This window comes from Pseudoalteromonas sp. H71, from assembly GCF_001468485.1.
Taxonomy (GTDB): Bacteria; Pseudomonadota; Gammaproteobacteria; order Enterobacterales; family Alteromonadaceae; genus Pseudoalteromonas.
In genome coordinates this window covers 60,395-71,114 of the sequence record NZ_LODI01000045.1, presented here as the reverse complement: position 1 = coordinate 71,114, position 10,720 = coordinate 60,395, and the positions used below count along the sequence as shown (strand labels likewise).

Genomic DNA, 10,720 nt, shown 5'->3' with positions numbered 1-10,720 from the left:
GGTGCATCTGAAGAAGTTAGAGGCGCAATGACGGTAACTACTTCACGTACTGGTAAGTTTAACCAAGAAGAGTTTTATGCAAATGCTGCGTTTGACCTTATGGAAACTGACGCTGGTGCAATTCAAGCATTCGTAGGTTTTGAATACCGTTCAGAAGATTATGCTGACATATACGATTCACTTTCTGCAGCAGGCCAAGTAGGTGGTTCTTCAGGTAGCAGTGCTGGCGGCGCACGTTCAGTTCGTGGTTTATTCTTCGAAACATTAGTTCCAGTAACAGAAGAATTTGAGCTTAACTTTGCAGGTCGTTACGATGATTACTCTGACTATGGTTCAGATTTCTCACCTAAAGTATCAGCACGTTACAACCCAATTGATGACTTAGTACTTCGTGCATCATGGGGTAAAGGTTTCCGCGCTCCTTCATTACCAGACCTAACTCAACAGCCTTCTGAATCAGCTGATTCAGTTTCTGATGAAGCTACATGTTTGGCAATTGGTGAAGCTGCAAACTGTTCTTCGCAAATCAACGCTACAGTTATTGCTAACCCTGACCTAGGTTCAGAGCAATCTGACCAATACTCACTTGGTGTTGTTTACCAAGTGACAGATGCTATTTCTGTAGAACTTGATTACTACAACATTGAAATTACCAACCGAATCCGTGCGTTCTCTGCTCAATCTATCATTGATGCACGTTTACGTGGTGACTCTGTGCCAGCTGCATTCACTGTATCTCGTTCACCAAACGGTGCGATTACTAGCCTTGTTCGTGGTTTTGGTAACGATGGTAGTTTAGAAACTTCAGGTATCGATTTCAAAGCTAATTCAATGTTTGAATTTGGTGATGCTGGTACTTTAAGAACTAACTTCAACCTATCTCACATTGTAGATTACAGCACAGATGGTGGTCGTAACTTCGTTGATGATCCAGGTGTACCGCAAATGCGTTTAAACCTGTCTAACGTTTACTCTATTTCTGATTTTGACTTCACTTGGAATCTAAACCTTATTGATAGCCAGTGTGAAGACATTACTGCAGATGGTGAGTGTGAAGGTCACATTCCTTCATGGGTAACTCATGACTTACAAGTAGCGTACAACACACCTTGGAACGGTAAAGTGAGCTTCGGTGCACAAAATGCATTCGGTAAACAGCCACCACTTTTCGCTTCTGGCGGTCGTGACTACAACTTCGATCTTTACTCAGGTTTTGGTCGCACAATGTACTTAAACTTTAAACAGTCTTTCTAAGTTTTTAGTTTAGATATTATAAAGAGTGACTCTTGAGTCACTCTTTTTTTTGGAGAAAATAAAATGCACTGGGATCATTACTGGGACCTTACAAAAGCTTTATCTAGTTTTGGTGATGCAAATACAGCCCTAGGTTACCCAGAAGAAGTGTTAAACTTTTGGGGGGAAGTTGTATCAGAAAAAGGGGAAAGCGTTGTTTATCTTGATTTAGCTACCGGTAAGGGAGCTTTAGCAATTTGGCTACAATGCCTTCTAGAAAGAAAAAACTTATCTGGCTCGGTATATGGCTGCGACTTAGCAAACATTAATGAGTTAAAAATTACCAGTGATGTTGACGAAATTGATAGTGCGATTAATAAAGTTAAGTTTCAGTTTAATACTTCAGTAGAAAATCTACCTTATCCAAATGAGTACTTTAATATATTAGTTAGCCAATTTGGTTTTGAGTATTCTAATTGGTCACACTCTTTAAATGAGGCATGTAGAGTACTTAAGAATGATGGTGAAATCATATTAATGATGCATCACCCTGATTCGGCAATAACGAACGACTGTAAAAGCGGTTTGAAAGTACTTAATTGGATGTTAGAAAACAACATATTAAATGAACTTGAAAACTTAGTAACTTTGAAGCTTCAAGGTAATATTGAGCTATTTCAGACACGAAATAAAGACGCGATCCAAAAGATTCAGAGCTTAGTTATATCTAATGATGAAGAAAAATTCTGGTTTGCAGATATTATGTCTAAAGTATCAAAGATAATGCTGAATATCGATCAAACGAGTAAAGCAAAATTGAGTGGATTACAGAACGCTCTAAAACAACAGGTTGAAAGGTTATCAGATCAAACTTCCGTTGCATTGAGTAAAGATGAAATTTACGAAAAATTTAAAGCTGCAAAGCTTAAAAATATGAAAATGTCTATTGCGGCATTCAATGTAAATAATGAGTTGTTTTGTTGGCAAATAAAAATTTCTCCTGAGAAAATGTAGCTGTAATTTAGTATTTAGTTTACAGTTTATTTCAATTTTGCTTTTATTAAACTTGAGCATATATAGTTATTTCGTTTATTAATTTTAGTAATAGCAATTTCTTATTGTTTAAATCTTTATTCTTTGTCATAGTTATTTTAAATTAAAGTATCTATACTAATCTTGATATGTTTATAAATTTAAAGAGATATAAATGAAAGAAGTTCGAGCTTTTATAAAGACCGCATCCTTAACTGAACTTGAAAAAGCACAACAATTAGTTACTGATGCAATTTCAAAATATACCCAACAGCAAAAAGCAAAACAGGAAGTTTTGGATCTTTTAAAGGAAAAAGGACTTACAATAGAAGACTTACATGATATTACTTCAGATAAGCGTACTAAAGTTGCGCCTAAATACCGAATGGAACTAAATGGTGAAGTAATAGAGTGGACTGGTCGAGGTCGTCGACCAAAAGCGTTTGAAGGCGTTGAACTTCAAAAGTATTTAGCTAAATAACTAATAATACTCACGAGTGATAATTAATAAATATACCTACTTAGGTATATTTATTAAATCACTGATAGCTTTGTTTCATATTATAATTTTTTATCGATAAATCTTTAATCCAAAAAAATTGGGTGTATACACTCGACTTTAGACAATAAACATCTTCAAACATATCTACATATTTTTACGCTAATCAATACTGAACTCAGTACACATGTTCTATTAATTTAACCCATATGATGATTCATTCGGTTGATTTACTAGCCCACTTTATCCCTTATCACCCGGGTGATAGTCGCAAGAAGTTATTATCAGACTCCGCTCTTCTCTGTCATCAGTTAAATAAAAAGTACTTCAATAGTCATAATTCATTTTTTACGCTCATCGCTTTGGATTGTTTATAACCCATTAAAGGTACGATTTAACGCATTGAGTGTTGCCAAAAAGGTACATTCATGACTAGTATGTAACCTCAAAGTTGGCAATTTTGTTAATTTTTTGCTTATTTTGAAACAATAAAACTAAAAATTTTAACAGGGATATCAAAATGATAAATAATAAAGTTTCTAAAGCTGTTCGCTTAGCGATTGCTTTTGGCGCAGTTTCTACTGCTGCTTTCTCAGCAGGCTCATTTGCTGCAGAAGAAGAAAAACTCGAAAAAGTAGAAAAAATTACAGTTACAGGCTCACGTATTCAGCGTACAGAAATTAGTGAAAGTGCTCCCATTTTTTCTTATGGCGAAGAAGATATTCAAGTAAGAGGTTTCACTAACGCTGCCGATTTGCTTAATCAATCGCCATTGTTCGGTGGTTCTTTGACAACTGAAGGTGACCAAAATGCTGCCAATGCGGGTCAAAATCAGGCAAATATATTTGATTTAGGTACTCAACGTACACTTACGTTAGTAAACGGTCGTCGAATGGTTAGCTCACAATCTGCTTCAATTGGTGGTGGACAAGTTGATATTAACACTATACCTGTTGCTTTAATCGATCGCATTGAAGTTGTTCCTCTTACTGGTGCAGCAACTTATGGTGCCGATGCCATCGGTGGTACTGTAAACGTTATCTTAAAAAATGATTACGAAGGTTTTGAAGTAACAGCACAATACGGTGAAAACGATGCTGGAAATGCTCGTGATTTCCAAATTAGTGCTGTTGGCGGCGGAAACTTTGATAATGGCCGTGGTAACCTGACATTTGGTGTGGAATATACACGTACAAATGGTTTGTTAGAATGTGATCAAGATTTTCTTTGTAATAATAACCCAGGTTCTGGCGGGACTACAAATGAGTTTTTAGACCGCAACGGTGATGGGCAAATAGACGACCTTAATGGTGACGGTGTTATTAACGATGATGATTTACAATCTGTATCTTTATTTTATGATGAAGTTAACCTTCAACTGTTCACAGATTTTGGCGCTGTAACACCTGCAGGAGCTGGTTTTGCGCCAAGTGTTGGTCGTGGCTCGTGGGCAGATGGTAATTTCTATGAGTTTACACAAGATGGCCAAATCCAACAATGTAACTCAGGTCCAACATTACCGTCTGGACGAGCATTACTTGAAACTTACGATGATGGTCGCGGTAATATTTGTGGAATAGATTTTTTTGATAGTGTTTCTCAAATTCGTTCACCAACAAGCCGCCATAACTTGTATGTATCATTTAACTACGATATCACGGATAACCTTCGTTATATAAGTGACGTTGTTTACGCTAACACAAATGGTACTGAGCTTGTTAACCAAGGTGGTTTTCAAACCGGTTTCTTTGGAGGCACTTCAGCTGCAATCACAGTACCAATTGACAACCCGTTTTTATCATCGCAAGCTCGACAAGCAATAGTAGATGCAGGGTTAGAGGGAGACCAATTTTCGATTCATCGATTCAACAATGATTTAGTTTCTTCAGGCGGTAACTCAAATGAAACGCATACTTGGCGCGTAAGTAATGTTCTTGAAGGTGAATTTGAATTTTTAGATCGAGATTTTTACTGGGATGCGGCTGTTGTTCATGGCCGTTCAGATGTGAACATTAGAACAACGGGGATTGTTGATGGAAGATTCCTAAACGCAGTTGATGCGCGTAGTGTTGACGATGCAATGTTGTCTCAAATACGTGATTCTCGCGATGATATTAATACATTAGACGAGGCATTAGCTGCACTACAAGGCTCACGTTCAGCATTTACGGGCGGCTTCCAACGCGGTGATGTTATTTGTGGTGCTTACGCTGATCTTGCAGCAGGCACTCTAGAAGGCTTTAATGCACAGGCGTCTGGATCAGGTTTAACTGATGAGGACCTGCCGTTTTTAGATGGATGTCAACCACTTAACCTGTTTGGTTCACAAGCATCAAATGCGTCACTTGACTTCATTACAGGCGGCTCGCAAATGTCTCAAGCGAGCAATATGCAAACAGTTTATACATTTAACCTTGGTGGCGCAGCTTTTGACCTACCTGCTGGACCACTTGACTACGTAGTTGGTGTTGAGCGACGTGTAGAAAAAAGTAAATATGAGCCTGCAGTAGGCGGCAGAGTTCCAATTACTCGTAGCTCAATTGATCGTCCGGTTAACGGCGGGTATGATACAAATGAATATTATGTAGAAGTAGTTGCACCTGTTATTTCTTCTGATATGGATATTCCTTTTGTACAATACTTCGAAGTAAGTGGCGCATACCGTAATCAAGAGTTCAATACAAATGCTCCAGCTGGGTTTGAAGATCGTTCAACAGAAGAGGATGTTGTTCAAGCTAGCATGAAGTGGATAATAAACAGTGATTTATCTTTACGTGCAACTTATGCAACAGCGTTCAGAAACCCATCAATTAATGAGTTGTTCCAACCAATACAACAATCATTCATCTCTGGTGATGATCCATGTGATGCACGTTACGTTGGTCTTGGGCCTAACCCAACAGCACGTAAAGCAAACTGTGAATCATTAGGAATAGATACTGATACATTCACGTCATCAATTTCAGACGGTACTATATCTACTGGTTATGTTTCAGGTAATCCTGACTTAAATCCAGAAACAAGTAAATCTTATACTTACGGATTAGCTTGGACTCCAAACTTTGTTGAAAACTTACAAATAGGACTTGACTATTATAACCTTGAGATTGAAGGTGCAATCAATGACGTCACATTTGAGACCCTAGCAGCGAATTGTTACGACTCAGCTGATTTTCCGAACGAAACAGCTTGTGATACATTCACACGTGGAGACGACAATCAAGTTATTCGTGCAGGAAATCAACCAGCGAACGTAGCATTAGCAACATTTGAGGCTGTGTCACTTTCTGTGTTTTATAGCCATGATTTAGGTGAGTGGGGTAATTTGAATATTGCTTCTACAACACAACACAATATCACAAACGAAAACCAGGCTACTGCGACGTCTGAAGTTCAAGAAGATGTTGGCGATTTCGCAGATCCAGAATGGACAGGTACATTTGATATTAATTGGATGTATGAAGATCTATTTGTTAGCCATCGTGTTCGTTGGCAGAATAGAACGTTAATTGATTCGCTCGAACAGCAATTATACTCATATAATTACCAACGTTCAGAAGATGGTACATTAACAGGCGATTTTACTAATGAAAATGCTTCGCGTTTCCTGCATGATCTAAGTATTGGTTATAACCTGGGTACTTCAACTACAGTTCAATTAAATGTTCAAAACTTACTTGACCGCACTGCTGATGACCTAACTGCTACTTCGTTTGGTTTTAATCAGTTTGGTTTGGATGAGCGTTTAGGTCGTCGTTTAAGCCTACGTTTTAACCATAAGTTTTAATTTATAGTTATTAAAATAACTCTTTGTATTTATTGCATTAGAGTATTAGCTTGAAAAGCTGACATTTACTTGTTTTTATAAAACCCCTATTATTTTGATGATAGGGGTTTTTTTAATATCCTCAGATTAGCGTAGTTAAGAGTTTTAAAGGTTGTCCTAAATTTATGATGAGTTTTAAAACATAATGTCATTCATCGGTACCAATAATAATTCACATTCAATAGCTTCATTTACTACCTTGAAAAATGATATCTGGATGAAATACTTGTCTAACTCTCATATAATAAGAAGGCATAAGTAGAATAATCTAATCAGGTTTTTGTTAAAATTGTATTTATCAAACATTATTGTATCTTTGAATGAGCTATAAACTTAGACCCTATCAGCAAGAGGCGGTTGAACGCACTGTTGTTCATTTTAGAAAAACCAATGATCCCGCAGTGATTGTTTTACCTACGGGGGCGGGTAAAAGTTTAGTCATCGCTGAGCTTGCGCGTATAGCTAAACAAAAAATATTGGTACTTGCTCATGTTAAAGAACTTGTAGAGCAAAATTCACAAAAATATAAAAGTTTTGGTTTAGAGGCGAGTATATTCTCAGCAGGGTTAAAAGAAAAATCATTATCTCATCAAGTCACTTTTGCCAGTGTGCAATCACTTTCACGTAATTTAGATAAACTCAATGAGCATTATTCTCTACTTATTATTGATGAATGCCATAGAGTCAACGGTGATAAAAAAAGCCAATACGGTAAAGTTATAAGTGCATTACAAACGTATAATCCTCATTTAAAAGTATTGGGTTTAACGGCTACGCCTTATCGTTTGGGGATGGGGTGGATATACCATCATCACTATCATGGGTTTGTTAAAGGGACAAAAGAAAGCCCATTTAAAAACTGTATATTTGAATTACCGCTTAGATACATGATCAAACATGACTATTTAACCCCCCCCAATGAAGTTGATGCTGCTATAAACCATTACGATTTTTCGTCTTTAGAGACTAACGCGTTTGGTCAGTACACTGCCGATGATATGAACGCGCTTTTAAAAAATAGCGAGCGAGCCACTCAGGCTATTCTCAAACAAGTCATAGAATATAGCCAGCAGCGCAAAGGTGTGATGGTTTTTGCGGCAACAGTTATGCATGCTCAAGAAATATTAAGCTATTTACCAGCAGCTCAAAGCGCGCTAATTACAGGCGATACGCCTAATATTGAACGCGATAAAATCATTTCTGCATTTAAAGGTAAAAAATTAAAATATTTGGTTAATGTGTCAGTGTTAACAACTGGTTTTGATGCGCCACATGTCGATTTTATTGCTATTTTACGCCCTACAGAGTCTGTTAGCTTATACCAACAAATTGTAGGACGGGGCTTACGATTATCAGAATCGAAAACGGACTGCCTTGTAATCGACTATGCAGGAAATGGATTTAATTTGTTTCACCCTGAAGTAGGTGATAAAAAAGGCGATAGTGATAACGAGCCTGTCCAAGTGCTTTGTCCTGGTTGCGGATTTGCCAATATATTTTGGGGCAAAACAGGCTCCGATGGTAAAGTAACAGAGCATTTTGGTAGACGTTGCCAAGGGCTATTAGAAGATGATGAAGGTAACAAAGCTCAATGTGATTATCGGTTTAGATTTAAAGAATGCGAAGAATGTGGTGCACAAAATGATATTGCAGCTCGTAAATGCCACGATTGTGGCGCCATAATGGCTGATCCAGACGACAAGCTTCGTAATGCGTTAAATTTAAAAGATGCGTTAGTACTTCGCTGTAGCGGTGTAACAGTAACTCAGCTTAAAGATGAACTAATCAAAATTACGTATTTTGACGAAGACGGTGCAAGTTGTGATGAAGTTTATAACCTGAGTAATAAAGGCGGTCAGTTTATATTTAACAGGCAATTTGGTAAACGGCTAGGGCATGGTCAAAAACCAACAAATTTTAAAACAGCAGAGCAGGTAGTTAAAGCGCAGTTTGACATAGTGCCCCCTGACTTTGTGATTGCGCGAAAAAGTAAAAAATATGGTTGGAAAGTAGCAGATAAGTTATTTGATTATAAAGGGAGCTTTAGAAAGGCAAATCAGTTAAGTCGTTAAACTTAACTGATTTTAAAATATTAGGCGGCGTCTTCGTCCATTAATCCCCAACCGTCACCGTAACCGTTATAGCCATTCGCTATACTTTCTAGGTACTGTTCAGCTTGGCCTAGTAATGTGTGCTCTGGTACCATTTGTACATGAGTAATTACTTCCCAAACGCCGGTGTCTTTACATTTTTCAACGTCGGCGGTTTGTACTAATGCATCAGAAACAATATCTTTAGCAAACTTATCAGCATCGGTTTGTTGTTCAAATAAAATGAAAAAATCGATTTGCTGCATTTTACTTAAATCGACGCCTGCAGCGGCTATTTCGGCTAACAGCTGGCCGTTTTCGTCATCTGGAAATTGCATTAAAAACTCATCTAAAAATAATTTTGTGTTCGTTGGCACTATTGTAACTAAAATATTGTCTTAACGCGTACTAATTTTATCTTCTTCGCATTTCATAATTAAACTGAGTTTGTCATTAAGTTAATGTGTTGGTCATTATGGCTATGTTAATATGCGCCACATTAGCTCGTTTTAAGTAGTATATAAGAGTAAGGATATTTACTTGTTTATTAAGTTTTTACGTTGCATGTGCATTGCCACTATTTTTATGGCTGCAAATTCCGATGCGGCAGAAAGAGTCATCGAAGACTACAAAATTAAAGGCATAAATGGCGATTTAGAAAAAAACGTAGCGCTTTACTTAAAGCAGCTTAAAGGTGAAAAACCAACAAGAACCCTTCAACGTTATGCCAAAAAGCAGGTACAAAACAGCATAAAAGCCTTAGGTTATTATAGCCCAACTATTGAGGTTGAATTTAACAAAGACGACAGTGAGCTTGTTGTTAAAATTGAGCGCGGTCCTGCTACACGTATAGACACCATTAATATTACTTTAAATGGTGAAGGGAAGAACGATACACAATTACAAACCATCATAAAAAATACCAATTTAAAACAGGGTGATGTGCTGAATCATGGTAACTATGAGTCAGCGTATAAAAAAATAGAATCCATGCTTTTGGAGCGTGGTTATTTTGATGCTAAATGGCCTGCTCGAAAATTAGAAGTTTCAATTAAAAAAAATAGTGCCGTTGTTACGTTCGTGATTAATACCGGTGTGCGTTATCAATATGGGAGTATTGAAATTACCAGTGATACGCCAGCTGAAAAATATATCCGTTCTTTAGCGCCATTTACCCAAGGACAACCATATAAGTCAACTTACATAGCTGATTATAACCTTAAGCTATCAAGCACACCTTATTTTGCTAGTGTGCGTGTTTATGCAGATATTACAGCGCGTAAAAACGCCCAAGTTCCTATCAAAGTTGAGGTTATTCCTAAACCTGCAAACAGCTTTGAAATAGGGGGTGGTTTTAGTACCGACTTAGGCCCTAGAGTACGCTTCAAGTGGAGTAAGCCTTGGATCACAGAAGATGGCCATTACCTTGATACAAATATGAATATCGCCGAAAAGCAACAAGATCTCTCAATGGCATACACTGTTCCTGTAGACGATCCTAATGATGATTTATGGCGTTTTTCAGTTGGTTATAAATTGGAAGACGAACTTGCTGATGATACTTACAGCGAGATATTAACCGCGCAACTACAAAGGCAGTGGCTTACAGAGGATAAATGGGTAAGAACAGCGTTTTTACGTAGAGACCAAGAGACGTTTCGTCTTGGTGATGATCCAAAAGAGTCGACTGAAATGTTAATGCCGGGTATTAGTTATGCTCGCAAAAATTTAAAAGGTGGGACTACCCCTTATTGGGGGGAGCAATGGCTTATTTCAGCAGAGTTTGGCTTAGATGATGTACTTTCCAGTACGAATTTATTGAGAGTCCAATTACAGCATGCATGGCTTCGTACATACCTTAATAAGCATTTAGTTTTCCTTAAGGCAAACGTTGGCGCAATGCTCGTTGATGACATAAATAATGTACCTTATTCGCTTAGATTTTATGCTGGGGGTGACCAAAGTGTTCGTGGTTTTGCTTATCAGTCAATTTCACCAGAAAACGAGGACGGTGAGCTAATAGGGGGTAAGTATTTGCTA

The 10,720-nt window shown here is 37.6% G+C and carries 7 protein-coding genes; 6 read left to right on the top strand and 1 reads right to left on the bottom strand.

Going from position 1 to position 10,720, the window contains the following annotated elements:
* The 5 genes from ATS71_RS19215 to ATS71_RS15680 form a co-directional block, all read left to right on the top strand.
* A partial coding sequence (locus ATS71_RS19215) for a TonB-dependent receptor domain-containing protein (RefSeq protein WP_235591511.1) occupies positions 1-1,254 on the top strand: 1,254 nt, incomplete at its 5' end.
* A 63-nt stretch (positions 1,255-1,317) separates the two neighbouring features.
* Positions 1,318-2,247: a class I SAM-dependent methyltransferase gene (locus ATS71_RS15695; protein ID WP_058405662.1), complete on the top strand. Its 930-nt coding sequence runs from the start codon at positions 1,318-1,320 to the stop codon at positions 2,245-2,247.
* Between the two features lie 193 nt (positions 2,248-2,440).
* Positions 2,441-2,746 (top strand): H-NS histone family protein, encoded by a 306-nt coding sequence (locus tag ATS71_RS15690; protein ID WP_058405661.1) that lies wholly within the window; start codon positions 2,441-2,443, stop codon positions 2,744-2,746.
* Between the two features lie 538 nt (positions 2,747-3,284).
* Entirely contained in the window at positions 3,285-6,551 is a 3,267-nt protein-coding gene (locus ATS71_RS15685; protein ID WP_058405660.1) for a TonB-dependent receptor domain-containing protein, read from the top strand.
* A 359-nt stretch (positions 6,552-6,910) separates the two neighbouring features.
* The gene (locus ATS71_RS15680) at positions 6,911-8,662 is read left to right on the top strand and encodes a DEAD/DEAH box helicase (protein WP_058405659.1); all 1,752 of its coding nucleotides are present in this window, start codon (positions 6,911-6,913) and stop codon (positions 8,660-8,662) included.
* Positions 8,663-8,682: 20 nt separating this feature from the next.
* Here ATS71_RS15680 and ATS71_RS15675 read toward each other — a convergent pair whose 3' ends face one another.
* Entirely contained in the window at positions 8,683-9,018 is a 336-nt protein-coding gene (locus tag ATS71_RS15675) for a ribonuclease E inhibitor RraB (protein ID WP_058405746.1), read from the bottom strand.
* A gap of 202 nt (positions 9,019-9,220) precedes the next feature.
* Here ATS71_RS15675 and ATS71_RS15670 point away from each other — a divergent pair.
* Positions 9,221-10,720, top strand: a 1,500-nt coding sequence (locus ATS71_RS15670) for an autotransporter assembly complex protein TamA (protein ID WP_235591510.1), incomplete at its 3' end; no start/stop codon positions are given.

What these genes read in the sequence shown, in the direction of transcription:
- ATS71_RS15695 (WP_058405662.1), top strand. Translation starts at nt 1,318, where the DNA reads ATGCACTGGGATCATTACTGGGACCTTACAAAAGCTTTATCTAGTTTT.
- ATS71_RS15690 (WP_058405661.1), top strand. Translation starts at nt 2,441, where the DNA reads ATGAAAGAAGTTCGAGCTTTTATAAAGACCGCATCCTTAACTGAACTT.
- ATS71_RS15685 (WP_058405660.1), top strand. Translation starts at nt 3,285, where the DNA reads ATGATAAATAATAAAGTTTCTAAAGCTGTTCGCTTAGCGATTGCTTTT.
- ATS71_RS15680 (WP_058405659.1), top strand. Translation starts at nt 6,911, where the DNA reads ATGAGCTATAAACTTAGACCCTATCAGCAAGAGGCGGTTGAACGCACT.
- ATS71_RS15675 (WP_058405746.1), bottom strand. Translation starts at nt 9,018, where the DNA reads ATGCAATTTCCAGATGACGAAAACGGCCAGCTGTTAGCCGAAATAGCC.